Origin of the sequence: Microvirga arsenatis (genome assembly GCF_009910705.1) — a bacterium.
Lineage (GTDB): Bacteria > Pseudomonadota > Alphaproteobacteria > Rhizobiales > Beijerinckiaceae > Microvirga > Microvirga arsenatis.
Genome location: NZ_JAAAXJ010000001.1, coordinates 692,956 through 718,604, shown reverse-complemented (window position 1 = coordinate 718,604; position 25,649 = coordinate 692,956). Strand labels below are relative to the sequence as shown.

General features: G+C 65.1%; 23 protein-coding genes. 4 read left to right on the top strand and 19 right to left on the bottom strand.

The window, feature by feature from the left end:
• Positions 1-272: 272 nt before the first annotated feature.
• Positions 273-716, bottom strand: a complete 444-nt coding sequence (locus tag GR303_RS03320; protein ID WP_161724620.1) for an OsmC family protein — start codon at positions 714-716, stop codon at positions 273-275.
• Between the two features lie 131 nt (positions 717-847).
• Here GR303_RS03320 and mazG point away from each other — a divergent pair, with 131 nt between their 5' ends.
• Positions 848-1,684: a nucleoside triphosphate pyrophosphohydrolase gene (mazG, locus tag GR303_RS03315; RefSeq protein ID WP_161724617.1), complete on the top strand. Its 837-nt coding sequence runs from the start codon at positions 848-850 to the stop codon at positions 1,682-1,684.
• Between the two features lie 3 nt (positions 1,685-1,687).
• Here mazG and hflX read toward each other — a convergent pair whose 3' ends face one another.
• From hflX to dusB, 7 genes are all read right to left on the bottom strand, one after another.
• Entirely contained in the window at positions 1,688-3,082 is a 1,395-nt protein-coding gene (gene hflX, locus GR303_RS03310; RefSeq protein WP_161724614.1) for a GTPase HflX, read from the bottom strand.
• A gap of 1 nt (position 3,083) precedes the next feature.
• A complete protein-coding gene (gene hfq / locus GR303_RS03305; RefSeq protein ID WP_161724612.1) occupies positions 3,084-3,338 on the bottom strand; it encodes an RNA chaperone Hfq in 255 nt (84 codons plus the stop codon).
• Between the two features lie 236 nt (positions 3,339-3,574).
• On the bottom strand, positions 3,575-4,945 hold the full coding sequence (gene ntrX / locus GR303_RS03300) for a nitrogen assimilation response regulator NtrX (protein WP_161724609.1): 1,371 nt from the start codon (positions 4,943-4,945) through the stop codon (positions 3,575-3,577).
• Positions 4,942-7,191 carry a sensor histidine kinase NtrY-like gene (locus tag GR303_RS03295; RefSeq protein ID WP_161724607.1) on the bottom strand — a complete coding sequence of 750 codons (2,250 nt, stop codon included), beginning with the start codon at positions 7,189-7,191 and terminating at the stop codon, positions 4,942-4,944. The genes ntrX and GR303_RS03295 overlap by 4 nt, the downstream gene beginning before the upstream one ends.
• A 100-nt stretch (positions 7,192-7,291) precedes the next feature.
• Positions 7,292-8,758: a nitrogen regulation protein NR(I) gene (gene ntrC, locus GR303_RS03290; protein WP_161724604.1), complete on the bottom strand. Its 1,467-nt coding sequence runs from the start codon at positions 8,756-8,758 to the stop codon at positions 7,292-7,294.
• 10 nt (positions 8,759-8,768) lie between these two features.
• Positions 8,769-9,872, bottom strand: coding sequence for a two-component system sensor histidine kinase NtrB (locus GR303_RS03285; protein WP_161724601.1), 1,104 nt, complete (start codon positions 9,870-9,872; stop codon positions 8,769-8,771).
• On the bottom strand, positions 9,869-10,888 hold the full coding sequence (gene dusB, locus GR303_RS03280; protein WP_161724599.1) for a tRNA dihydrouridine synthase DusB: 1,020 nt from the start codon (positions 10,886-10,888) through the stop codon (positions 9,869-9,871). The genes GR303_RS03285 and dusB overlap by 4 nt, the downstream gene beginning before the upstream one ends.
• A 111-nt stretch (positions 10,889-10,999) precedes the next feature.
• Here dusB and GR303_RS03275 point away from each other — a divergent pair, with 111 nt between their 5' ends.
• Together GR303_RS03275 and GR303_RS03270 are read left to right on the top strand one after the other, a co-directional pair.
• Complete coding sequence (locus GR303_RS03275; protein ID WP_161724595.1) at positions 11,000-12,193, top strand: bifunctional 2-C-methyl-D-erythritol 4-phosphate cytidylyltransferase/2-C-methyl-D-erythritol 2,4-cyclodiphosphate synthase; 1,194 nt, start codon at positions 11,000-11,002, stop codon at positions 12,191-12,193.
• Positions 12,190-12,678 carry a nicotinamide-nucleotide amidohydrolase family protein gene (locus GR303_RS03270; protein WP_161724594.1) on the top strand — a complete coding sequence of 163 codons (489 nt, stop codon included), beginning with the start codon at positions 12,190-12,192 and terminating at the stop codon, positions 12,676-12,678. The genes GR303_RS03275 and GR303_RS03270 overlap by 4 nt, the downstream gene beginning before the upstream one ends.
• Here GR303_RS03270 and GR303_RS03265 read toward each other — a convergent pair whose 3' ends face one another.
• Genes GR303_RS03265 through lipA form a run of 3 tightly spaced genes read right to left on the bottom strand, consistent with a single transcriptional unit; the run spans position 12,679 to position 14,664 of the window.
• Entirely contained in the window at positions 12,679-13,146 is a 468-nt protein-coding gene (locus GR303_RS03265; protein WP_161724591.1) for a type II toxin-antitoxin system RatA family toxin, read from the bottom strand. It abuts the gene before it with no gap.
• Positions 13,147-13,149: 3 nt separating this feature from the next.
• Positions 13,150-13,674 (bottom strand): P-loop NTPase family protein, encoded by a 525-nt coding sequence (locus GR303_RS03260; RefSeq protein WP_161724590.1) that lies wholly within the window; start codon positions 13,672-13,674, stop codon positions 13,150-13,152.
• A gap of 30 nt (positions 13,675-13,704) precedes the next feature.
• Positions 13,705-14,664, bottom strand: a complete 960-nt coding sequence (lipA, locus tag GR303_RS03255; RefSeq protein ID WP_161724587.1) for a lipoyl synthase — start codon at positions 14,662-14,664, stop codon at positions 13,705-13,707.
• A gap of 226 nt (positions 14,665-14,890) precedes the next feature.
• Between lipA and GR303_RS03250 the strand changes: the two genes are divergently transcribed.
• Positions 14,891-16,846, top strand: coding sequence for a sensor histidine kinase (locus GR303_RS03250; protein WP_161724584.1), 1,956 nt, complete (start codon positions 14,891-14,893; stop codon positions 16,844-16,846).
• A gap of 14 nt (positions 16,847-16,860) precedes the next feature.
• Here GR303_RS03250 and GR303_RS03245 read toward each other — a convergent pair whose 3' ends face one another.
• From GR303_RS03245 to eno, 8 genes are all read right to left on the bottom strand, one after another.
• Entirely contained in the window at positions 16,861-17,328 is a 468-nt protein-coding gene (locus GR303_RS03245; protein WP_161724582.1) for a GFA family protein, read from the bottom strand.
• A gap of 421 nt (positions 17,329-17,749) precedes the next feature.
• On the bottom strand, positions 17,750-19,186 hold the full coding sequence (gene lpdA, locus GR303_RS03240; protein ID WP_161724579.1) for a dihydrolipoyl dehydrogenase: 1,437 nt from the start codon (positions 19,184-19,186) through the stop codon (positions 17,750-17,752).
• A 121-nt stretch (positions 19,187-19,307) separates the two neighbouring features.
• On the bottom strand, positions 19,308-20,738 hold the full coding sequence (locus GR303_RS03235) for a pyruvate dehydrogenase complex dihydrolipoamide acetyltransferase (RefSeq protein ID WP_161724576.1): 1,431 nt from the start codon (positions 20,736-20,738) through the stop codon (positions 19,308-19,310).
• 26 nt (positions 20,739-20,764) lie between these two features.
• A complete protein-coding gene (locus tag GR303_RS03230) occupies positions 20,765-21,061 on the bottom strand; it encodes a DUF5076 domain-containing protein (RefSeq protein ID WP_161724573.1) in 297 nt (98 codons plus the stop codon).
• A 4-nt stretch (positions 21,062-21,065) separates the two neighbouring features.
• Positions 21,066-22,532, bottom strand: coding sequence for a pyruvate dehydrogenase complex E1 component subunit beta (locus GR303_RS03225; RefSeq protein ID WP_161747569.1), 1,467 nt, complete (start codon positions 22,530-22,532; stop codon positions 21,066-21,068).
• 64 nt (positions 22,533-22,596) lie between these two features.
• Positions 22,597-23,658: a pyruvate dehydrogenase (acetyl-transferring) E1 component subunit alpha gene (gene pdhA / locus GR303_RS03220; protein ID WP_161724569.1), complete on the bottom strand. Its 1,062-nt coding sequence runs from the start codon at positions 23,656-23,658 to the stop codon at positions 22,597-22,599.
• Positions 23,659-23,830: 172 nt separating this feature from the next.
• Entirely contained in the window at positions 23,831-24,145 is a 315-nt protein-coding gene (locus tag GR303_RS03215; protein WP_161724567.1) for an FtsB family cell division protein, read from the bottom strand.
• 205 nt (positions 24,146-24,350) lie between these two features.
• Positions 24,351-25,634, bottom strand: a complete 1,284-nt coding sequence (gene eno / locus GR303_RS03210; protein ID WP_161724564.1) for a phosphopyruvate hydratase — start codon at positions 25,632-25,634, stop codon at positions 24,351-24,353.
• Between the last annotated feature and the right edge of the window lie 15 nt (positions 25,635-25,649).

Here is a 25,649-nt window from a genome sequence, read left to right as displayed (position 1 = left end):
GAGTGCGCTCCAACCACGTTGTGGACAGACTGAAGCTAATCCCGTCCACAACGAGCAGCAAATGCGCTAAAGTGGTACGTGGATTACATCGTTGACATGAAGAAATATCCTAGAGCTAATTCCATAATATATCTTATGCGAATTTATCATCCAGAGCGATGAGGCTCTCCCCTTCACATCGCTTGAGCGAGTCGCGGTGCCCTGCCGTGGTCTTTGAGATCGGCGATGGCTTCTGACGCGTCAGCCATCGCCGTCACGGTGTCGTGCGAATATCAGAATGCAGCCGGTTCGGAGGCTTCTGCCGTGTCGAGCGCTGTCCAGCTATGGGTGATCTCGGCGACCGCGCCCAGCATGATCGAGGCCGAGCAGTACTTCTCCTTGGACAACTGGATCGCCCGCTCCACCTTTGACGGCGCGAGGTTCCTGCCGCTGACGCGGTATTCCATGTGGATCTTCGTGAACACCTTGGGGTCGGTCTCCGCCCGCTCGCCGGATACCTCGACCTCACAGTCGGTCACCTGCTCGCGGCCTTTCCTGAGGATCTGAACCACGTCGAAGGCCGTGCAGCCGCCAAGGCCGATCAGGAGCATCTCCATGGGGCGAATGCCGAGATTGCGTCCGCCATATTCCGGCGCGCCGTCCATCACGACCGCATGGCCGCTGCCGGATTCACCCACGAACATCATGCCGTCGACCAGTTTGACCAGCGCTTTCATCTGTTTCCTCAACCTTTGGGGAGATCTGACCCTACCGATACCGCTATCGCAAGGACATGGCGCAAATCCAGCTAGCCCCGCGTTTTGTCCTCAGGCTATGACAGCCGCAGCGCCAGCAGGAATTCCAGAGCATGAAGCCTTCCACCGACATCACCCGTCTCCTGGAGATCATGGCGGCCCTGCGCACGCCGGAAACCGGCTGTCCCTGGGATCTGGAACAGGATTTCGCATCGATCGCGCCCTATACCATCGAGGAAGCCTATGAGGTTGCTGACGCCATCGAGCGCGGCGACCTTGCCGATCTCAGGGACGAACTCGGCGACCTGCTGCTGCAGGTGGTGTTCCATGCCCGCATCGCCGAGGAGCGGGGCGCCTTCGCCTTCGGCGACGTGGTGGAGGCCATCACGCGGAAGCTCATTCGGCGCCACCCCCACGTGTTTGGCAGCGTCAAGGATCTTTCGCCGGAGGAGGTGAAGAGCCTCTGGGATTCGATCAAAAGCGAGGAAAAGGCCGCCCGGCGGGCGGAGCGGCAGCGGATGGGCTTCGCGCCGCCCCCCGACGAAGCCGGTTTTCTCGGAGGCATCCCCTCCGCCCTGCCCGCGCTGACCCGGGCCCAGAAGCTGACGGCGAAAGCGGCCAAGGTCGGCTTCGACTGGCCCGAGGCGTCTCAAGTGATCGATAAAATCCATGAGGAACTGGAGGAGGTTAAGGAGGCATCTTCATCAGGAATGAGAGATATGATCGAGGATGAGATCGGCGATCTGCTCTTCTCCGTCACCAACCTCGCCCGCCACTTCGACATCGATCCGGAACGCGCCTTGAGACGGACGAACGCCAAGTTCGAACGGCGCTTTCGCGCTGTCGAGGAGGCGCTGGCGGAGCAGGGCCGAAGCCTCGACGAGGCATCGCTCGAGGAGATGGAGGCGCTCTGGGTGGCCGCAAAAACCGCCGAGCGGCGGTCCGGCTGAGCGCTACAGCACCCGCGCTTCCGGAAAACGGTTCAGGAAGCGTGGCTCCTTGCCCGGGACCAGGCGCACCTGGAGGACTGTGTGCCCGTTCTCCTTCGTCTCGCGCCCCAGGATCTCGGTGTTCTCATGGAGCCAGGCGAGCCCCTGCCCGTTTTCCGGCGAGACATCGACTTCGTAGGTGAGGCGCCCCATCGCCAGATGGTGCTCGATGGTGGCCAAAAGCTCGGAAATGCCGTCCCCGGTCAGGGCCGAGATCAGGATCGGCCGCCGTTCCGCGCCCGTCCGCTGCGAGGCGGTCGCCAGCCGCTCTCGGTCCTCGGCCGAAAGGAGATCGGCCTTGTTCCAGACCTCGATGATGCGCCGCGTATCGTCGGGATCGATCCCCAGTTCGCGCAGGACGACAGCCACATCCCCGGCCTGGGCCTCGGTCTCTCCATGGGAAACGTCACGGATATGGAGCAGCACGTCGGCCTCCACAACGTCTTCCAAGGTGGCCCTGAAGGCTGCGACCAGCATGGTCGGCAGGTCCGAGATGAAGCCCACGGTGTCCGACAGGATGGCCTTCTCGCCATGGGGCAGCTCGATGGCCCGCGATGTAGGGTCCAGCGTCGCAAACAGCATGTTCTCGGCCAGCACGTCGGCCTGCGTCATGCGGTTGAACAGGGTCGACTTGCCCGCATTGGTGTAGCCGACCAGGGCGATGATGGGATAGGGCACCCGCCTGCGGCTCGTCCGGTGCAGGGAGCGGGTCTTCACCACCCCTTCCAGGTCGCGCTCGATCCGGTTCATCCGCTCCTGGATCAGGCGCCGGTCAGCCTCGATCTGCGTCTCGCCGGGACCGCCGAGGAAGCCGAAGCCGCCGCGCTGGCGCTCGAGGTGCGTCCACGAGCGGACCAGCCGCCCCTTCTGATAGGAGAGATGCGCCAGCTCGACCTGAAGCGTCCCCTCCTTCGTCCGCGCCCGCCGGCCGAAGATTTCAAGGATGAGGCCCGTGCGGTCGATGACCTTGGCGCCCCAGGCCTTTTCGAGATTACGCTGCTGCACGGGGCTGAGGGCGCAGTCCATCACCACGAGGCCGATCTGCTCCGCCCGGATCAGCCCGGCCAGTTCCTCGACCTTGCCGCTCCCGATGAAGGTGGCGGGGCGCGGCGAGGACAAAGGGGCGGTGAGCGAGCGCACGATGGTCAGGTCGATGGCCAGCGCCAGGCCGGTGATCTCGTCGAGCCGGGCTTCGGGCGGGCGAGGGTTCGCGCCCTCCCCGTCTCCATCCGAAGATGGACGCCGCTTGCGCGTCAGATAAGGCCCGACGACGAGCGTCCGCGTTCCTGCCGCGACATCCTTTTCAGGTTCGGCAAGCTGAGCGAGACGTTCTTCCCCCGGGGTCCGTGGTTCCGTCACCTCAAGCCTTCTCGCCAGCCTCGTCGATCTGGTCGAACAACTGGACGGGCTGTCCTGGCATGATGGTGGAAATGGCGTGTTTGTAAACCAGCTGGGAGTGGCCGTCCCTACGCAGCAGGACGCAGAAATTGTCGAACCACGTGACGACGCCCTGAAGCTTCACCCCGTTCACCAGGAAGATCGTCAGGGGTACCTTTTGCTTCCGGACATAGTTCAGAAAGGTGTCCTGGAGATTCTGCGCGCGATCGCCCGCCATTGAAGTTGCCTCGCCAGCCCATCGCCGCCGGTCTTGGCTATGGGGCCGCTTGGATATGGTTGTCCGCTTTCGTGCGGTCGGTGACCGGCCTTCATATTACAGGGCGAACGGCAGCGTTCGGCAAGGGGGAGCGCGACAGTTCTACCCCCTCCGGGCCGGTTTTTCCCCGTGGATTGTAGGTTTTCGTTCCCCTGGTGGGGAGAAAGCGGGCAGCCCCTCGGCTGCCTGCGCTGCCATCAGCCGCCGATTCCCAACGACTTGAGCTTCCGGTGGAGGGCCGAGCGCTCCATGCCGATGAACTCCGCGGTCCTCGAGATGTTGCCGCTGAATCGGGCGATCTGGGCCAGGAGGTATTCCCGCTCGAAGATTTCGCGTGCCTCGCGAAGAGGCAGGCTCATGAGTTTCTCGCCCCCCGACCCGCCCGGCGTGCTCGGAACGAGCGCCCCGATCTCGGAGGGCAGCATGTCGGCGGTGATCTCGGCATCCGGGTCGCCGGAGGTCAGAATCATCAGGCGCTCGACGTTGTTGCGCAGCTGGCGCACGTTGCCCGGCCAGTCGTGCGACTGCAGCACCGCCATGGCATCCTCCGCGATGCGGCGCTTGGGCAGGCCGGTAGTCGAGGAGATCTGCTCCATGAAGAAGTCGATCAGTTCCGGAACGTCCTCACGCCGTTCGGCGAGGGACGGAACACGGATCGGGATGACGCTGAGGCGGTGGAACAGGTCTTCGCGGAAGCGTCCTGCTGCGATCTCTGCAGGCAGGTCGCGGCTCGACGAGGAAACGATGCGCACGTCCACGTGAACTCGGGTGGTTCCCCCGACCCGCTGGAAGTTCTGGTCAACGAGAACGCGCAGGATGCGGTTCTGCGTCTCCCGCGGCATGTCGGCGATCTCGTCGATATAGAGCGTGCCGCCATGCGCTTCCTCCAGGGCGCCGACCCGGCGCCCACCGCCCTCGCCTCCTTCGGTGCCGAAGAGTTCCGCCTCCATGGTTTCCGGCCTGATCGTGGCGGCCGACAGCACGACGAAAGGCCCGTTCGCCCGCGTGGAGAGGCCGTGTATCGTGCGCGCGGTCAGTTCCTTGCCGGACCCGGGCGCTCCCGTGATCAGGATGCGGGCATTGGTCGGGGCTGCGCGCTCCACGGCCTGACGAAGCTGGTTGATGACGATGGACTTGCCGGCAATCCGGCTGGCCTGGACGGAGCGGGAGCGCAGGTCGCGCACCTCGCGCTTGAGGCGAGAGGCCTCCAGGGCACGCTCCGCGACGAGCACGAGCCGGTCCGCCTTGAAGGGCTTTTCGATGAAGTCGTAGGCGCCGGCCTTGATGGCCGACACGGCGGTCTCGATGTTGCCGTGGCCGGAGATCATGACGACGGGCAGATCTGGATGCTGGGACTTGATGATCTCCAGCACCTGAAGACCGTCGAGGCGACTCCCCTGGAGCCAAATGTCCAGGAAGACGAGGTGCGGACGGCGCGTCTCGATCGCAGCCAGGGCCTCGTCGGAGGTTCCGGCGGTGCGTGTGCGATGCCCTTCATCCTCCAGGATGCCGGCCACAAGCTCACGGATGTCGACTTCGTCGTCGACGACGAGAATATCAGCGCTCATAGGCTTGCCCTACGGGAGTCGTTTCGGCTGGAAGTGGCCGATGTCTCTTCCGATGCATTGTGTTTGATCTTGGGGATCCACATGCGAACCTGACCGCCTTGCCCTGCGGGATTGTCGGCCAGCTCCATGCCGCCCCCATGGTCTTCCAGAATCTTCGCGACGATTGGCAATCCCAGTCCGGTGCCGCCCTCGCGGGTGGTCATATAGGGCTCCAGAAGCCGCTGTCGGCCCTCCACGGGGAAGCCCTTGCCGTTGTCAGTCACCGCGATGATCAGAAAGTCCGGATGCGTGTCGTCGAGCAGAACCCGGATCTGCCCCTGCCCTCGCTGCTCTTCCGGCACGGCGGCAATCGCCTCCGTCGCGTTCTTGACGATGTTGGTGACGGCCTGCGAGACGAGGCGCCGGTCGAACGGTGCCACGAGGGGTCCCGGCGGAACCTGGTCCACGAACTCGATCTCCGGGTGGGCAATCTTCATCATGAAGATCACCTGGCGGATCGTCTCGGCCAGATCCTCGCTGCCGATGGTGGGCTTGGGCATGCGCGCAAAGGACGAGAACTCGTCCACCATGCGCTTGATGTCGTCCACCTGCCGCACGATCGTGTCCGTGCACTGGTCGAACACCTCCCGATCGGTGGTGATGACCTTGCCGTACTTCCTGCGGATGCGCTCGGCGGAGAGCTGGATCGGCGTCAGAGGGTTCTTGATCTCGTGAGCGATGCGGCGGGCCACATCCGCCCACGCGGATGTGCGCTGCGCCAGCACGAGATCGGTGATGTCGTCCAGCGTGATGACGAGATCCCGTTTCTCGCTGCGGGTCTGCTCGCTGGTGACGCGGACGTTGATCGTCCGCTCCTTGCCTTTTCGGGCGATATGGATCTGCTGCTGCATCAGGCGCTGGCGCCCGAGGGACATCTCCTCCACCAGGGCCGCCACCTCCGGGAGAACCATGGCGACTGGCTTGCCGAGCAGCTCCTCCCGGGACGCGCCGAGAAGAGCTTCGGTCGAGGGATTGACGATGGTCACCAGGCCGCGCGCATTGACGCCGATGACGCCGGCGGAAACACCGGCCAGCACGGCTTCCGTAAACCGGCGCCGGCGGTCCATCAGGTCGCTTGCAGCCGTCAGGCTGTCGTGCTGGCGGCGCAGCTCCGACGTCATCTTGTTGAAGGTCTCGCCGAGATGGCCGAGGTCGCCCTCCCCGCGCTTGACGGGCACCTGGACGTAGAAGTTGCCGGTCGCCACCTGATCCGTCGCGTGGATGAGGCGGCGGATGGGCGCCACCAGCCGGTTGGCGAAGTTCAAGCCGAACCACACGGCCGACAGAAGGACGATCAGGGCGATCAGGGCGAACATGGACGCAAAGGCGATCTGGATCCCGGCCTTCTTCTGATCGAGGGCCTCGTAGAAAGCGACGCCTGCCTCCGCGACCTGGGGGAACTCGACCGCGCGGGGATCGACCTCACGAGCGACGTAGAGAATGCGCCCGCCATGGGCGTCCAGCTTCAGCACCGTGCGGAAGATGTTGCCGGAGCGCGGGAAGAGACAGAGCGCTTCCCGGTTGCTCGCCTCCTGAAGGTCCGCCAGGGCAGGCTGCGGCACGCCCTCGAGCTTCTTCGCCTCGAAGCGCTCGACCACCGCGCCGTCGGGCTCCAGGACCATCGCGAGCGGGAAACCGAGAAAGGTCGCCCGGGAGTTCATGAATTCCCGGAACAGGTTGCGGTCGGCGTCGTAGAGCACCTTGGCCCTGTTGAGGTCGGCTGCCATGAGCTGCGTCTCTCGGGCGAGCGTGCGGCACTGCAGTTCGCGGTAAGAGCGCGCGATCGACACCGTGTTGGTCATCAGATCCTTGAGGGCACCCGTGAACCATGGATCGAGGCCTCTTTCGAGGGTTACGGTCGCCACGCCTGCGACGAGGATGGCCGGCAGGACGGCCACGAGGCTGAACAGGCCGACGATCCGCACATGAAGGCCGGCCGCCGCGGCTCCTGCCTTGCGCTCCCGCACCAGCCTGCGCGTCTGCCAGGCAACGATGCCGAGGAGGATGGCGATCAGCACACCGTTCAGCGCGAACACCCATACGACCACGTTGTGGGTGGGCAGGATGGGGGTGGCGCCCGCCAGAATCAGGAAGGTTGCCAGGGCGGAGGCCAGAGCCGACAGCACGGCGCCGTAGCCCAGCCAGCCGAGGCTGCTCTGGGACGGCTCCGCCGCTTGACGCTGTGCTAGGGTGTCCTGGTGGTTCAAATCCGGTGCCCCGCAAGATCGGGCGCCCTCAGGTCGGCACCCTCCGATGGGGTGATGCACCAACACAACACTGTGGTCAAATTATTACAGCTCTCAGCCTTTAGGTCCGATTCGAGCGCATTACCATCAGATCGAGGTCCCGCACCTTCTTGCGCAGGGTGTTGCGGTTGACGCCGAGAAGCTCCGCAGCCCTGATCTGATTGCCCCGTGTCGCCGCCAAGGCCGCTCCGATCAACGGGCCTTCGATCTCCCGCAGGACCCGATGATAAAGCCCGGGGGGCGGCAGCGAGTCGCGGAAGCCGGAGAAGTATTCGGCCAGATGGCGCTCCACGGCCTCGGACAAGCCCTCTCCGGCCTGCTGGGCCGGCTGCGCGGCCTTGCCGGCGGGCTGGGGGGGCAGGAAGGGCTGGGGGTCGAGTTCGGCATCGATGATGGCTCCGGTGATGGTATCCTGGGGATAGAGCGCTGCGAGGCGCCGCACCAGATTCTCCAGCTCGCGGACATTGCCGGGCCAGCGATAGCGCTTCAGCCGGTCCATGGCTTCCGCATCGAGCTGCTTGCGGGCAAGGCCCTCCTTCTCCACCAGCACGAAGAAGTGCCTGACGAGGTCGGGGATGTCCTCGACCCGTTCCCGGAGCGGCGGAAGGCGAAGGGGAACGACGTTGAGCCGGAAATAGAGATCCTCGCGGAACAGCCCCTGCTGGATCAGGATGCGCAAGTCCTTGTTCGTCGCGGCAACGATCCTGACATTGGTCTTAATCGGCACCCGGCCGCCGACGGTGGTGTACTCGCCCTGCTGAAGAACGCGCAGGAGGCGGGTCTGAGCCTCCATCGGCATGTCGCCGATCTCGTCGAGGAAGAGCGTTCCGCCTTCCGCCTGCTCGAAGCGGCCCGTGTTGCGGGCCGTCGCGCCGGTGAAGGCGCCCTTCTCGTGACCGAAGAGCTCGGACTCGATCAGCTCCCGTGGAATGGCTGCCATGTTCACGGCCACGAACGGGCCCTGCCGGCGCTTGCCGTAATCGTGCAGCGCCCTTGCCACGAGCTCCTTGCCCGTGCCGGACTCGCCCGTGATCATCACGGTCAGGTCGGTGGGCATGAGGCGGGCGAGAGCGCGATAGATCTCCTGCATCGCCTGGGAGCGGCCGACGAGCGGGATCTCCTCGTTCTCCGGTGCAGGATTCGCGCCGGACGGCGCCGAGCGGGGACGGGAGAGGGCCCGGCCGACGACGGCCACCAGCTCCTTCAGATCGAAGGGCTTTGGCAGGTATTCGTAGGCTCCCCGTTCAGAGGCCTTGATCGCCGTCATGAAGGTATTTTGGGCGCTCATGACGATGATCGGCAGCTCCGGCCGCATCTTCTTGATGCGGGGCAGGAGGTCGAAGGCGTTCTCGTCGGGCATCATCACGTCTGTGATGACCAGGTCGCCCTCCCCTTGGGACACCCAGCGCCAGAGAGTTGCCGCATTGCTGGTGGATCGAACCTCGTATCCAGCCCGCGACAGCGCTTGGTTCAACACCGTGCGGATCGCGGCGTCGTCGTCGGCGAGAAGGATCTGTCCGCTCGGCATCGCTTAAGCCTCATTGATCGGCCCCACGCCTGTCGTCGGCGCGGTGCATGGGCAGGAGAATCCGGAAGGTGGTCCGCCGGGGCGCCGGTTCGCATTCGACGATGCCGCCGTGATCGCCCACGATCTTCGCCACAAGCGCCAGTCCTAGGCCGCTGCCCTGGACTTTCGTGGTGACAAAAGGATCGAACAGGTCGCTCATGAGATCGGGCGGAATGCCCGGCCCGTTGTCGGTGACGCCCAGCTCGATCGGCAGGCTCACGCGTTCCTGGGAGCCCGGCACCTGAAGCCGGACACCCGTCCGAAAGGCGGTCGACAGGACGATCTCGCCGTCCGGAACGTCAAGGCCGATGGCCTCGGCGGCGTTCTTGACGAGGTTGAGAATGACCTGGATGAGCTGATCCCGGTTGCCGAGCACCGGCGGGAGCGAGGGGTCGTAGTTCTCGACGAAGCGGATATGGCGGGCAAAGCCCGATTGCGCGAGGCGCTTCACGTGGTCGAGCACCCCATGGATGTTCACGGGGCCGCGCTCCACCGGCCGCTCCTCGCCGAAAAGTTCCATGCGCTCCACGAGCTTCACGATGCGGTCCGTCTCGTCGCAGATGAGCCGCGTGAGGAGGCGATCGTCTTCGCTGGCGGACTGCTCGAGGAGCTGGGCGGCGCCGCGAATGCCGGAGAGCGGGTTCTTGATCTCGTGCGCCAGAAGCGCTCCCAGGGCGGTGATGGAGCGGGCCGCCCCGCGATGGGTCAGCTGGCGGTTCATCTTGTCGGCGATGGTGCGCTCCTGGAGCATGACGATGACATTGTCGCTGTCGTCGCCGAGGAGACACGCCGAGACGTCGACGATGCGTTCCGCTCCCAGCCGCGGGCTGCCGATGTCGACCCTGTGCTCGCTGACGCTGGAACCCCTCTGGCGCACATCCTCCACCAGCGCCATCACCGGGGAGCCGAAGGGCAGAAAATCGGTCAGCCGATGGCGCTGCATCACGCGCAGGCTGATTTCGAAGAACGCCTCGGCCGCCGCGTTGGCGTGAATGATGCGGTGCTCCGCGCCCACCGTGAGAACCGGGATCGGCAGGGCGTTCATGATGAGATCGTTGATGGGCAGTGCCGTCATGCCGCCTTCCGCTCCCGGCGGCTGTAGAGGGAGCGCAGCAGCGCAACCACCGTCCGGGGCTCCTCCGAGGTCACGAGCGCCCTGCGCGTATCCGACGAGACCTGGAACCCGGAAGAAGCAGCCACATCCGCATAGGCCGCCAGGTGCTTGCGGGCATGGCGGATGCCGGTCCTCTCGCCGTAGAGGGACAGCAGGCCTTCGTAGTGCTCGACGGCGATGGAGGTCATCTCCTGCGGCGAGGGATCGGGAATGCTGCGGCCTTGCAGGGCCGCGCCGATCTGGCCGACGAGCCAGGGACGCCCCACGGCCGAGCGGCCGATCATGACGGCGGCAGCGCCGGAGGCGGCCAGGCAGCGCCGCGCCTCATCCAGGGAGCCGATATCCCCATTGGCAATGACAGGAATCCCGACTGCCTGTACGACGGGTGCGATGGCGCTCCAGTCGGCCTGCCCTTTGTAGAACTGCTGTCGGGTGCGCCCATGCACGGTCACCGCCCGCACCCCCAGCTCTTCGGCCCTGCGGGCGAGCGCGGAGGCGTTGATCGAGGCGTGATCCCAGCCGAGCCGCATCTTTACCGTGACCGGAACGCTCGCCGCCTGCACGGTGGCCTCGATCAGACGGGCAGCGTGGTCGAGGTCGCGCATGAGGGCGGATCCGGCATAGCCGCCGATCACCCGTTTGGCCGGGCAACCCATGTTGATATCGATGATGCGGGCGCCCGCTCCTTCGGCGACACGGGCCGCCTCCGCCATCCACCGCGGCTCGCAGCCGGCGAGCTGGACCACGTGCGGCTCGATCCCGGAGCCCTCGGCGCGAAGCTGGGCCTCCTCCGAGCCCTGAACGAGCTCGTCGGAGGCCACCATCTCCGATACGACGAGACCCGCACCTAACCGCTTGGCAATCCGCCTGAACGCGACATCCGTCACGCCCGACAGGGGCGCAAGGACCGCCGCGGCTTGCACATGCACCGCGCCAATGCGAAATCCGGTGCCGCCTATTTTTTGATCAACATCCATTGTGCCTAATCAATAGACATTTCGAGGGTGGTTGCAAGTCCCTTCCGTCTGGATTTGCGTTCTTCGTGGGGCACGCTTAGGAGAACGTCGGTCACGGAGAGCCTACCCTGCATGTCGGTTGCCACCCTCATCGTTGCTGCTGGACGCGGTTCAAGAGCGGGTAAAGGACTCCCGAAGCAGTACCGCAGCCTTGGCGATGAGCCTGTTCTTAGTCGGACCCTGCGCCTCTTCCTGGGCCATCCGGGAATCGACCGGGTGCTGGTGGTGATTCATCCCGACGATCGAGAGCTATATGAGGCCAGTATCGGCGGTTTTGCTCCCGTCCCAGCGACACTCCTGCCATGCGTCCATGGCGGCGATACGCGGCAGGCTTCGGTACGGAACGGTCTTGAGGCTTTGGCTTCGTCCGCACCGGATATCGTCCTGGTACACGACGCCGCTCGTCCTTTTCCGAGTGGGGATCTGATCGGCAGGGCGGTGGATGCAGCCCGCCTCTGGGGGGCGGCGGTGCCTGGAATTTCCGTCACGGATACGATCAAGCTGATCGGGCCCCGGTCCGAGGTGGTCTCCACGCCGGACCGGACCGCCCTGCGGGCCGTGCAGACCCCCCAGGCCTTTCGCTTTCCCCTGCTGCTCGATGTTCACCGCAGGGCCGCGGCGGCGAAGCTCCACGACTTCACCGACGATGGAGCCCTCGCGGAATGGGCAGGCGAGACGGTCCATGTGTTCGAGGGCGAGCCCGCCAACGTCAAGCTCACCCACCCGGCCGATTTCGCGGCGGCCGAACGGCGCCTGAAGGGAGATTCGATGGCTTACGTGACGCGACTCGGCACGGGCTTCGACGTTCACGCCTTCGGGGAGGGCGACCATGTCTGGCTCGGCGGGATCAGGATTCCCCACGAGCGGGGCGTGGTGGCTCATTCGGATGGCGACGTGATCCTCCACGCCCTCACCGATGCGGTTCTGGGCGCCCTCGCCGATGGTGACATCGGCACACATTTCCCGCCGAGTGACCCGCAATGGCGCGGGGCCTCCTCCGACCGCTTTCTCGCTCATGCGGTGGAGCTGGTGCGCAGGCGCGGCGGCATCCTCGACCATCTCGATGCGACACTGCTGTGCGAGAAGCCCCGGCTCGGGCCCTATCGGGAGGCCATGCGCCAGCGCATCGCCGAGATTGCAGGCCTTCGCCTCGATCAGGTCTCGCTCAAGGCCACCACCACCGAGAGGCTGGGGTTCACGGGCCGCAGCGAGGGCATTGCCTCCCAAGCCGCCGCAACGATCCGCCTGCCGGAGGTGAGCACGTGATTGCCGACCTGAGAGACCGCGCCGGCGCCCTTCTCGAAGCCTATCGCGCGAAGGGCCTCAAGATCGCTACGGCCGAATCCTGCACCGGCGGGCTGGTGGCGGCCCTGCTGACCGAGATCTCGGGCTCCTCGGCCGTGGTCGAGCGAGGCTTCGTCACCTATTCCAACGAGGCGAAGACGGAATCGATCGGCGTCCCCGCCGACCTGGTCGCCGCGCATGGTGCGGTGAGCGAGCCTGTCGCCCGCGCCATGGCCGAGGGGGCGCTCGCCCATTCCCGTGCCGACGTGGCGGTGGGCATCACCGGGGTCGCTGGACCGACCGGGGGCACGGCGGCCAAGCCCGTTGGCCTCGTCCATTTCGGGCTCGCCCGCCGCGAGGGCGAAACGGTCCATCTGGAGCGTCGCTATGGGGATCTCGGCCGGGAGAATGTGCGCCGCCGGGCGGTGGAGGATGCCCTGCTGCTCCTGGAGCAGGCGATCCGCTGATCAGGCCTGCGCCCGGGAGGGCATGCCATAGATCTCGTCCGCTCGTTCCTCGAAGGCTTCCGTGAACTTGCGGAAGGCCTTGTCGAAGACGCTGCCCATTAACAGACCGAGGGCGAAGCTCTTGAACTCGTAATTGATGTAGAACTCGACATCGCACCCGCCCGGAGCCTCGCGGAAGGTCCAGCGGTTTTCCAGGTACTTGAACGGCCCGTCCACGTATTCGACCGTGATCCTGAGGCGTGGGTCATCGAGCGTGACGCGGGTTGTGAAGCTCTCCCGGATGGCCTTGTAGCCGACCGACATGGTGGCCACCAGCGTCTCGATCCCCTCCCCGCTCTGGACGCGTCGCATGACCCGCAGATCTTCGCAGAGGGGCAGGAACTCGGGGTAGCGCTCCACATCGGCCACCAGCGCGAACATCTGAGCCGGCGTATGCTTCACGGTCCGGGTGGTGCGGAAGGTCGGCATGGCTCAGGCGGCCTCTCTCAAGGTTGACAGCTCGGCCTCCAGGGCCGGGATCTCGGATCGGGAGCGCAGGACGTAAACGCGCTGGTCCGGGCGCAGGCGCTCCAGCATGCGGGCGGTCTTCGGTCGCATCTTGTATCGATAGGCCCAGATCCAGCGCATGAACGACCAGTCGAAGCGCTCGACGCACTCGGGTCCCAGGTCGGGTCGCACGCGTCCGTAGTTCTTGGCCACCCGCCAGAGCACGCCCAGAAGGCACCGCCAGCGAGGAAGGTCGAGCCACACGATGGCGGTGGCGCGGGGAACGCGGATGTCGAAGGTGCTGGCGTAGTTGCCGTCCATCACCCAGGCTGGCCGGGCGGCGAGCGCCCTCACCCGGTCGCGCCAATCCGGCTTCGTGGGCGTGGCCCAGCCGGGGCCGAAATATTCCCGGTCGAGGTGGATCAGAGGCAGGCCGAGTCGTTCGGCAAGGCGGGAGGCCAGGGTGCTCTTGCCGGCACCCGGGCTGCCGATGACCAGAATGCGCTGCATGCCGCGTCCGAAGCCTGCCTGTGCGATGCGTCAGCCGAGCTTCGCGAGCCGGGCGGCCTTGAGCCTTGCGAAATCCTCCCCTGCATGATGCGAGGAGCGCGTCAGCGGGGTGGAGGATACCAAGAGGAAGCCCTTGGCATAAGCCGTGGTTTCGTAGGCCTTGAACTCGTCCGGGGTGACGAAGCGGATCACGGGATGGTGCTTCTTGGTGGGCTGCAGGTACTGGCCGATGGTCATGAAATCCACATCGGCGGAGCGCAGGTCGTCCATGAGCTGGAGCACTTCGTTCCGCTCCTCCCCAAGGCCGACCATGATGCCGGATTTGGTGAAGATGGTCGGGTCCATCTCCTTCACCTGCTGCAGCAGGCGGATCGAGTGGAAGTATCGGGCACCCGGGCGGACCTTGAGGTATTTCGAGGGCACCGTCTCGAGGTTGTGGTTGAACACGTCGGGCTTAGCAGCCACCACGACTTCGAGGGCACCGGGCTTCCGGAGGAAGTCGGGGGTAAGGATCTCGATGGTGGTCTTCGGGCTGCGGGCCCGGATGGCGTGGATCACGTCGGCAAAGTGCTGCGCGCCGCCATCGGCCAGATCGTCCCGGTCGACGGAGGTGATGACCACGTGCTCGAGGCCGAGCTTCTCCACCGCCTTGGCCACGTTCTCGGGTTCGTGCGGGTCGAGGGCTTCTGGCAGGCCGGTCTTCACATTGCAGAAGGCGCAGGCCCGGGTGCAGGTGTCGCCCATGATCATGAAGGTGGCGTGCTTCTTTTCCCAGCACTCGCCGATATTGGGACAGCCCGCTTCCTCGCACACCGTCACGAGCTTGTTCTCGCGCACGATTCGGTTGGTCTCGGCCCATTTCGGCGAGCCTGGTGCCTTCACGCGGATCCATTCGGGCTTGCGCTGCTGAACGGGCTGATCCGGCCGGTGCGCCTTCTCCGGGTGGCGGGGGCGGTTGTCCTTGTTCAGGAGGTCGAGAACCACGGCCATGAGCCTTGAACCTTTCGAGGCGAAGGGACCCTGCCCTTCCTTACATGCGCCTGATTTAAGGCTTTCGAAGCCCTTGCGCAAATGCTGAAGTTGCGGGGCAGCCCTTCGGCCGGAGCCCGGCATCTCCTCCCGCAGGATCTGCTGGGGACACCGGCGGTTGAGCCTGAACCGATCCCCTCCATTTCCGTTACTAGCCTGTTCAGGAGGAGGCGCGGGAAGACGATCAATGGACCGAACGCCGAAGCAGAGCGGCATCGTTTCAGTGCCACCCGCCCAGCAGATCCTGGATGCCCTGGCGGGGCCTGTGGCGGTGCTCGACCAGACGGGCACCATCATTGCCGTCAATCAGGCCTGGCTTGGGGTGGCGCAGGCCAGCGGCCTGGATGGTGTTACCCATGTCGGGACGAACTATCTCGCGGTCTGTGACCAGGCATCGGGAGTCGATGCGCCCTGCGCACGCTCGGCCTCTGCGGGGATCCGCTCCGTTCTCGCGGGCGCCCCCTCCTTCTCGATCGAATACCCGTGCCACTCGCCGCAGCAGCCGAAATGGTTCCAGCTTTGCGCCTCCCGGCTTGACTGCGATGGGGCGCCGTATGTCGTCGTGGCTCATCATGACATCACCGACCGGGTTCTGATCGAGCAGGAGCGGCAGGGCCTCCTGGCGAAGGCGCACCGGTATCAGGAGCAGTTGAAGATGCTGGCCAAGATGTCGACCAGCATCGTTGGCCTCTCTTCACCGGGACTCGTCTTCGAGCAGGTGACCGATGAGGCCCGTCAGATCATCGGCGCGCATTGGGCGGCAACCCACACTGTGCCCTATGCCCTTTGGCCTAGCCGTCCGATCATCCTCTCCGTCTCCGACAGGAGTCGGGAGGTGCCGCGGATGGCTCTCGAGCGATATGCCGCTGCCATATATTCCCATGTTACGCAGGCGGGGGCTCCCTTGCGGTTGGTGAAGGCGGAGCTCGACCTGTGGCCGGATCTTCAGGGCATCCGCTCGCAGGAGGGCGATTTCCTGCCGATGAATGGCATCCTCGCCGTTCCCATAGCCAGTCCGCAGGGCGGCCTGCTGGGCGTTCTCGTGCTCTCGGACAAGATCAATGGGGAGTTCACGGCGGACGACGAGGCCATCCTCGTCCAGCTTGCCCAGATCGCATCCGTCTCCATAGAGAACGCCGCCAAGGCCAGGGCCGAACGGGAAATTCGCGAGCGACTCTCAGCCACGCACGAGCATGCCAGCATCGGCATCGGCGAAACGGATGCGGAAGGCAGGTTCCTCACCGTGAACAAAGGTTTGTCGGCTATCACCGGCTATACGCGCGGCGAGCTGCTCACCATGAGCATCTTCGACCTCACGCATCCGGACAACGCCGAGACCGAGCGAGCCTGCTACGGCCGGCATGTATCGGGCGACCTCCAGACCTATGCGCACGACAAGCTCTGCTCGCGCAAGGACGGAACCCATGTCTGGGTGCATGTCTCCTCAACGGCAGTGTTCGACGACGCGGGCCGATTCCAGTACAGCGTGCGGGTCATCCAGGATATCGACCGGCGGAAGAGGGTCGAGGAGCGGCAGGCGCTGCTGGTTCGGGAACTCCACCATCGCGTCCGCAATACCCTGGCGGTGGTCGAGGCTCTGGCGGGGGCGACGTCCCGCACCGCCACGAGCATGCGGGAGTTCACGCACTCCTTCTCGGCCCGCATCGCAGCGCTTGCCAAGACACAGACTCTTCTGACGGAGGATTACTGGCAGACGGCATCCCTGAAGGAGATGCTTCTGTGCGAGCTTCAACCCTTCGAGGAGCGGCGGCGGGAGCGCTTCAGGCTGGAAGGGCCGCCAGTGGATCTGGCAGCCGACATCGCGATCCCGCTGAGCATGGCCTTTCATGAGCTGACCGCGAACGCGGCCTGCTACGGTGCTCTCTCCGTTCGCACAGGTTCTGTCAGCGTATCATGGGATCTCGCGTTCACGGAGGGACGGCGCGAGCTTCATCTGCGATGGGTCGAAGAAAATGGCGCGCCCGTGCAGCCGCCGGCGCATAGCGGCTTCGGATTGGCTCTTCTCCATCGTGTTCTTCCGGCCCAGTGCCAAGCGCGGGTGCAGGTCGACTTCGACCCGCGAGGATTCCGGTGCGAGATCAGGGTTCCTCTCGTCGTGCGCCGCCTCGTGCCGGATTATTAAAAAGATTGGAGCGGTTAGGGTCCTGTTCCCCCAAACCTATCGGCGAATTCCTGCACGAGATCCTGGTACCGTTCCATCGGCGGGAACTTCTCGAAGCTGTGAACGGCTGGAGTTTTGGCCCAGGGCAACGCCTCGCAGGTGTAGGTCTCGATGAAAGGCGTGAAACTCCGTGAGTCATCGAGCATCGTAGCCCGGACATTGACGAATGCGTCGAGTCCTTCCGGCCGTGTGAAGAGCCAGCTCATGCAATGCGGGCAGAAGAAGTGGCGGGTGGCGCCGCGGAGGCCGCCGATGACCGGCTCACCCTCGGCTACCTCGAACGCAGCGCTTGAGTAGAGAGCGCTCAAGGAGAACGCACTGGACGTCATCCTCTGACAGCCGGTGCAATGGCACGCCATCGTCAGGATCGGTCTGCCGCGAACCCGGAGCTGCAGCCGACCGCATCGGCACTCGCCATTGAGAACGTCGCTTTCACCCGCCATCGCAATCTCCCTCCTGCCGAGGACCTCAGGCTCTCGTGTGCCGCATCAGCCTGTCAAGGGCTTGGCCTCTGAATCACCGAGGAACTCCCCGGTCGAAGGTCAGCGGTCTTGCAAGCCTGCCCGAGGCCGATACCGGGACGATCAAACCATTCGCCAGCACGGTCTCGCCTGCATCATCCGGATATAAGGCGATGCGCACCGCGCCATCTCCTGCGGGCTCGACGGCGCGCGGGATCGGGTAAGCATCGGACGTCAGGAGTGTGTAGCTCCACCAGCGGTGTCGACCAAGGCGCGCCGGCGGCCATACCAAATAGAAGGCTCAGGCGGCCATAGGGACGCCTGAGCTTACGGGAGACGGAAAGGGCGGCGATTGCCGTGAGGGAGCACAGCCGAAAAGCCGCTGCCCACATGGTCGAGGCTCTCAGATATGGATCACCCGTCCATACGCATCCATGACGCTCTCGTGCATGGTTTCCGAGAGGGTCGGGTGCGGGAAGACCGCGTGGATCAGTTCCTCCTCCGTGGTCTCCAGGTTCATGGCGATCACGTAGCCTTGGATCAGCTCGGTCACTTCCGCGCCGATCATGTGGGCGCCGAGCAATTGGCCAGTCTTCTTGTCGAAGATCGTCTTCACGAGTCCATCAGGCTCGCCGAGCGCAATCGCCTTGCCGTTGCCGATGAAGGGGAAGCGGCCGACGCGGATGTCGTAGCCCTGCTCCTTCGCCTTGGCCTCCGTGAGACCGACGGAGGCGATCTGCGGATTGCAGTAGGTGCAGCCCGGGATCTTGGCCTTGTCCATGGCGTGCGTGTGCAGGCCCTTGATGGTCTCGACGCAGATCACGCCTTCGTGCTCGGCCTTGTGCGCCAGCATGGGCGGGCCTGCCACGTCGCCGATGGCATAGATGCCGGGCACGTTGGTGCGGCCGAGTCCGTCCGTGACCACCACGCCGCGCTCGATCTTCACGCCGATCTTTTCGAGGCCGAGATTCTCGATGTTTCCCACGACGCCGACGGCGGAGATCATCCGCTCTGCGGTGATCGTCTGCGTAGACTTGCCGTCGTCGATGGTGGCGGTGATGGAGTTCGCGCCCTTCTCGACCTTGGTGACCTTGGCGCCGGTGAGGATCTTCATCCCCTGCTTCTCAAAGCGCTTGCGCGCGAGAGCGGCGATCTCCGCATCCTCGACGGGCAGGATCTGGGGCATCACCTCGACCACCGTCACCTCCACGCCCATGGTGCGGTAGAAGGAAGCGAACTCGATGCCGATGGCGCCCGAGCCCATGACGATGAGCGATTTCGGCATGGCGGGCGGCACCATGGCCTCGAAATAGGTCCAGATCAGCTTGCCGTCCGGCTCGATGCCCGGCAGAGCGCGGGGCCGCGCGCCGGTAGCCACGATGATGTGCTTGGCCGCGTAGGTGCCCGGCTCCAGCACGCCCTTCGGCACCGGGTTCTGCGGCTGCATGGCGGGCTTCTTGGGCGCCGATACCACGACCTCGCCGGGCTTGGAGATCGACGCCTCGCCCCAGATCACGTCGACCTTGTTCTTCTTGAGCAGCATGCCGACGCCGCCGTTGAGGCGGCCCGACACGCCGCGCGAGCGCTGCACGATGGCGGCCGCATCGAAGCCGATGCCCTGCGCCGACAGGCCGTAATCCTTGGCGTGCTCCATGTAGTGGTAGATTTCCGCCGAGCGCAGCAGAGCCTTGGTCGGGATGCAGCCCCAGTTGAGGCATATGCCGCCGAGATGCTCGCGCTCCACGACGGCCGTCTTGAACCCGAGCTGCGCCGCCCGGATCGCGGCCACATAGCCCCCCGGCCCGCCGCCGATGACGATGATGTCGTATTGGTTTGCCATGGTCTTCCTACTCGTCATCCCGGCCGAGCAGAGCGAGAGCCGGGATCGCTATCAGGATAAGGCGCTCTTCTGGTCCAACGATCCCGGGTTCCGCTGCGGGGCCCCGGGATGACGTGCTGTGTCAAACAAGCATCCCCATCGGGTTCTCAATGAGCTGCTTGAAGGCAGCCAGCAATTCCGCACCCAGGGCGCCGTCGACCACGCGGTGGTCGCAGGAGAGCGTCACGGTCATGGCCTGCACGACGGCCGGTGCACCGTTCTTCACCACGACCCGCTGCTCGCCGGCGCCGACCGCGAGGATCGTGCCGTGGGGCGGGTTGATGACGGCCTGGAAGTCCTTGATGCCGTACATGCCGAGGTTCGACACGGCCGTGGAGCCGCCGGTGTATTCCTCCGGCTTGAGGCGGCGATTGCGGGCACGGCCCGCCATGTCCTTCACCTCGGCCGAGATGGCCGTGAGGGTCTTCTGTTCGGCCTTGCGCACCACCGGCGTGAACAGGCCACCTTCGATGGCGACGGCCACGCCCACATCCGAGTGCTTCATGCGCAGGATCCGGTCCTCGGCCCACACGGCGTTTGCCGCCGGCACGCGCTGGAGCGCGATGGCAAGCGCCTTGATGACGAAGTCGTTGACCGAGAGCTTGTAGGCGGGCTTGCCGTCCTTGTCCTTGCCGGCCGCCGCGTTGATCTGCTCGCGCAGGGCCATCAGCGCGTCGAGCTCGCAATCCAGCGACAGGTAGAAATGCGGCACCGTCTGCTTCGATTCGACGAGGCGCTTGGCGATGGTCCTGCGCATGCCGTCGAGAGGCACTTCCTCGTAGGTGCCGGCCTCGAACATGGCCTTGACCTGGTCGGCGCCCATGCTGGGGGCAAGCTGCGGCGCAGCAGGCTTCGACGGTGCAGCAGCGGGAGCCGGAGCAGCCGGAGCGGCGGCCGGCTTCGTGCCGCCGCCCTGGAGGGCTGCGCGCACATCCTTCTCGACGATGCGGCCATGGGGGCCGGAGCCCCGGACCGAGGCGATGTCGATGCCCGCCTCGCGGGCAATGCGCTTGGCAAGCGGCGAGGCGAAGACGCGGCTTCCGGAGGCCTGCTGCTGCCCTGCCCCATTGGGCTTGGCGCCTGCCTGGGCCGGGCCCTGGGGAGCCTGATCGACGCGGGCATAGGACATGTGGGCGTTCGGATCGCCCTGAATGGTATTGGCCTGGGGCTGGGATCCCGCTGCGGGCGCAGGCGGTGCGGCTTCGGCCTTGGGAGCAGGCGCCGGTGCGCCAGCGCCGGAGGCCGGCGCGGTGACGCTCTTCGGGTCCTCGCCTTCGCCGGCGATCAGCGCGATCACCTGGTTGACCGGGACATCGGCAGTGCCTTCCGGCACCACGATCTTGGCGAGGATGCCTTCATCCACCGCCTCGACCTCCATGGTGGCCTTGTCGGTCTCGATCTCGGCGATGACGTCGCCGGATTTCACCGCGTCGCCTTCCTTCTTCAGCCACTTGGCGAGGTTGCCCTTTTCCATGGTGGGAGACAGGGCGGGCATCAGGATATTGATGGGCATGGCGTTTTGGGATCCTGATCAGAGAACTAGTTGAGGGCCTGCGTCGAGCCTGGATCGCTCGGATCGTCCAGCTCGGCCTGGATGCCGGCGGTGATCTCGGCGAGGGCCTCCTCTTCCGAGAGGTCCGTCTCCATGGCGTAGACGCGTGCGGCGTGACGGGCGAGGTCCACCAGGAGCACGCCCCAGGTGAACGGATCGTCGAAGGCGCGGCGCAGCGCGATGCTCACCGCCCCGTCGACCACCGAAGCCCTCAGGATCTCGATGCCGCCCTTCTCCAGGGCGTCAGGCGGAACGTTGAGGGCTTCGAATTTCCGTTCGCTCATGGTGTCACCTGTAGCAAACGGCCTTCGCCGCCTGCACCACTTCGTCCACATTCGGCAGGGCGAGCTTCTCGAGGTTCGCCGCATAGGGCATGGGAACGTCCTTGCCGGTGATGCGGATCACGGGGGCGTCAAGATAGTCGAACGCGTTTTCCATGATGCGCGTGGCGATCTCGGCGCCGACGCCCGATTGCGGGAAGCCCTCCTCCACCGTGACGCAGCGGCCGGTCTTCATCACCGATGCGACGACGGTTTCGGTGTCCATGGGACGGATCGTGCGAAGGTCCACCACCTCGGCCTGAATGCCCTCCTTCTCCAGTTCCTGTGCGGCTTTGAGGGCGTAGGTCATGCCGATGCCGAAGGAGACGATGGTGACGTCCTTGCCTTCGCGGTGGATGCGCGCCTTGCCGATCGGCACCGTGAAATCGTCGAGCTTCGGTACCGGGAAGGACTGCCCGTAGAGAATCTCGTTCTCGAGGAAGATCACCGGGTTCGGATCGCGGATGGCGCTCTTGAGGAGGCCCTTCGCATCCGCGGCAGTATAGGGCATCACGACCTTGAGGCCCGGAATGTTCGAGTACCAGGCCGCGTAATCCTGGCTGTGCTGCGCCGCCACGCGGGCCGCCGCGCCGTTCGGGCCGCGGAACACGATGGGGCAGCCGAGCTGGCCGCCGGACATGTAGAGCGTCTTGGCCGCCGAGTTGATGATCTGGTCGATCGCCTGCATGGCGAAGTTGAAGGTCATGAACTCGACGATGGGGCGCAGGCCCGTGAAGGCTGCACCGACGCCGACGCCGGCGAAGCCGTGCTCGGTGATCGGGGTGTCGATCACGCGCTTGGGGCCGAACTCCTGCAGCAGCCCCTGGGTGACCTTGTAGGCGCCCTGGTACTCGGCCACCTCCTCGCCCATCACGAAGACGGAGCCGTCCCTGCGCATCTCCTCGGCCATGGCATCGCGCAGGGCCTCGCGGACGGTCATGTTGACCAGCTCCGTCCCTTCCGGGATCTCGGCCATGGCGTTGTAGGCGGAGCGGCTGGTGATGACAGAGGGGGCGGCGGGCGTCGAGAGGTTCGTCTGCTGCGGGCGCTCGGACGGAGCCGGGCGATCCGTCATCCCTTCGGCCTGCATGTCGGGAACGGGCGCCGCCTGAGGCGAGCTAAGGCCCGGCGCGGGTGACGGCTCGCCGCCACCCTGCGCAGGCGCCTTCGAGGCTGCGGCTGAAACGTCCTCACCTTCACCGGCGAGAATCGCGATGGGGGTGTTCACGGCCACGTTGTCCGTTCCGTCAGCCACAAGGATCTTGGCGAGGACGCCCTCGTCGATCGCCTCGACCTCCATGGTCGCCTTGTCGGTCTCGATCTCGGCCAGCACGTCGCCGGGCTTGACCTGATCGCCTTCCTTTTTCAGCCACTTGGCCAGTTTGCCCTGCTCCATGGTGGGCGAGAGGGCAGGCATGAGAATGTCGATCGCCATTGAAGACCTGTTGTGATTGTCGCTGCGGCGAGAATGTTTGGGGACGGCGCGAGGGACGCGCCGGTTACAGCAGGATATCCGTGTAGAGCTCGGACGGATCGGGCTCCGGATCGTGCGTGGCGAACTCGGCCGCCTCGTTGACGATCTCGCGCACCCGGCTGTCGATGGCCTTGAGCTCGTCCTCGGACAGCTTCCAGCTTTCCAGGAGGCGGCGGCGCACCTGCTCGATGGGATCGTGCTCCTCGCGCATGCGAGCCACCTCGTCCTTCGTGCGGTACTTCGCCGGATCGGACATGGAATGGCCGCGATAGCGGTAGGTCTGCATCTCGAGGATGTAGGGTCCTTTGCCGGAGCGGGCGTGCTCGATGGCCCGCTGGCCGGCCGCATAGACGGCGCGGACGTCCATGCCGTCCACCTGCTCCCCGGGAATGCCGAAGGACACGCCGCGCTTCGAGAAGTCGGTCTGGGCCGAGGCGCGGCTGACTGCCGTGCCCATGGCGTAGCGGTTGTTCTCGATCACGTAGACCACGGGCAGCTTCCAGAGCTGCGCCATGTTGAAGCTCTCGTAGACCTGGCCCTGGTTGGCCGCGCCGTCGCCGAAATAGGTGAGGCAGACATTGCCGTTCTCGCGGTACTGGTTCGCGAAGGCGATGCCCGTGCCCAGCGACACCTGGGCGCCGACGATGCCGTGGCCGCCGTAAAAATGCTTCTCCTTGGAGAACATGTGCATGGAGCCGCCCTTGCCTTTCGACAGGCCGCCGCGGCGTCCCGTCAGTTCGGCCATGACGCCCTTCGCATCCATGCCGCAGGCGAGCATGTGACCGTGATCACGGTAACCGGTGATCACCTGGTCGCCCTCTTTCGTCGCCATCTGCATGCCGACGACGACGGCCTCCTGGCCGATGTAGAGGTGGCAGAAGCCGCCGATCAGGCCCATGCCGTACATCTGGCCGGACTTCTCCTCGAAGCGGCGGATCAGCAGCATGTCGCTGTAAGCCGCCAGATCCTGGCTCTTGTCGAATTGTGGGGAGTTGGAAGCAGCTCCGCGGGTGGAGCCTTTTGTGGAAGTGGTCTTGTTAGCCGCGCCTGCTCCGGCACGGCCCGCCTTGCGGGCAGCAACAGCCATCGGGTCCTCCGAAGGGTTTCCTCGACGAAAGTTGTAGCGCAGTCGAAACCGGAAATCGAGTAGCTCCAATGTCGTTTTGCGCTGCACAATAAAATGTGCAAGAATTTGATTTTGCTATGGTTTTTTTGATTAACAGAAATTCAGTTAATCAGAACTTTTAAAATATCGTGAATCAGGGGCCGGTGATGATCACAAGGTCGTTCTTGTGCACACGTCCTAACATTACGCGTGCTCTTTCCTCGAGCAGATCCCGGTCGATCTGATCGCTCCGAAGCAGCGCAATGCGGCGTTCCCAGTCGGTGCGCTGTGTCTTCAAACTCTCGAGTTCGCGGGAAAGTTCAGCCACCTGAGACTCATATTTCTGCCGAGCCTCGATGCCGCGTGCGCCGCTGTGGGCATGATGCACGAAATAGGCGGCCACGCCCGCCGAAATGCTATAGAGCATCAGCGGGATGAGGAATCGTCGTGCGCGCCTGCGGATTACCATGGATGCGAGTCTTACCGTGACATGGTTAAGGAGGTGTTGAGGTCCGCACGGCAGCGATCTCCCCTTCCTATGAGGAGGATCGAAACATTGGGCCGGTCCATCTCGTCACCCGAGCGCAGCTCCTGCCCCGCAGCGGGAGGAAGGCAGGCGCAAAGAAAAAGCCGCCTCTGCGGCGGCTTTCATGGTGCATCCGGATCAACTGAACTTATGCCAGCGCCTTCAGCGCCGCCCGTCCGGCGTACCGGGCCTGCGAGCCCAGCTCCTCCTCGATGCGGATGAGCTGGTTGTACTTGGCCAGTCTGTCGGAGCGGGCCAGCGAACCGGTCTTGATCTGCCCGCAGTTCGTAGCGACCGCAAGGTCGGCGATGGTGGAGTCCTCCGTCTCGCCCGAACGGTGGGACATGACGGCGGTGTAGCCGGCACGGTGGGCCATGTCGACGGCGGCAAGCGTCTCGGTGAGCGAGCCGATCTGGTTCACCTTCACGAGCAGCGAGTTGGCAACGCCCTTCCCGATACCCTCCGAGAGGCGGTTCACGTTGGTGACGAAGAGATCGTCGCCCACGAGCTGGCACTTGGAACCGATGAGGTCGGTCACCGCCTTCCAGCCCTCCCAGTCGTCTTCGGACATGCCGTCCTCGATGGTGGCGATGGGATAGGCGGAGACGAGCTTGGCGAGGTACTCGGCCTGCTGCTGCGGGTTGAGCTTCTGGCCGGTGCCTTCATAGTGGTAGACACCATTCTTAAAGAACTCGGTCGCGGCGCAGTCGAGTCCGATCACCATGTCCGTTCCCGGCTTGTAGCCGGCCTGCTCGATGGACTTCATGATGAAGTCGAGGGCGGCTTCCGCGGAAGGCAGGTTGGGAGCGAAGCCGCCCTCGTCGCCCACATTGGTGTTGTGGCCGGCGTCCTTGAGCGCCTTCTTGAGGGTATGGAACACCTCGGCCCCCATGCGTACGGCCTCGGCCAGGGTCGGCGCACCGACCGGCATGATCATGAATTCCTGGAAGTCGATGGGATTGTCCGCATGGGCGCCGCCGTTGATGATGTTCATCATCGGGACCGGCAGCACGCGGGCCTGGGTGCCGCCCACATAGCGGTAGAGGGGCAGCGCCGCCGCCTCTGCTGCGGCCTTGGCCACGGCGAGCGAAACGCCGAGGATGGCATTGGCGCCGAGGCGGCTCTTGTTCGGCGTGCCGTCGAGCTCGATCATGGTTTCGTCGATGGCGACCTGCTCCTCCGCATCCATGCCGCCGATGGCGTCCAGGATGTCGTTGTTGACCGCATCGACGGCCTTGAGCACGCCCTTGCCGAGATAAACCGACTTGTCGCCGTCGCGCAGCTCGACCGCCTCGTGCGCACCCGTGGAGGCGCCGGAGGGCACCGCCGCACGGCCCATGGAGCCGTCTTCGAGGGTGACATCCACCTCCACGGTGGGATTGCCTCGGCTGTCGAGGATCTGGCGGGCGAAAACGTCGATGATCGCGGTCATAGAGCAGGCTCCTGC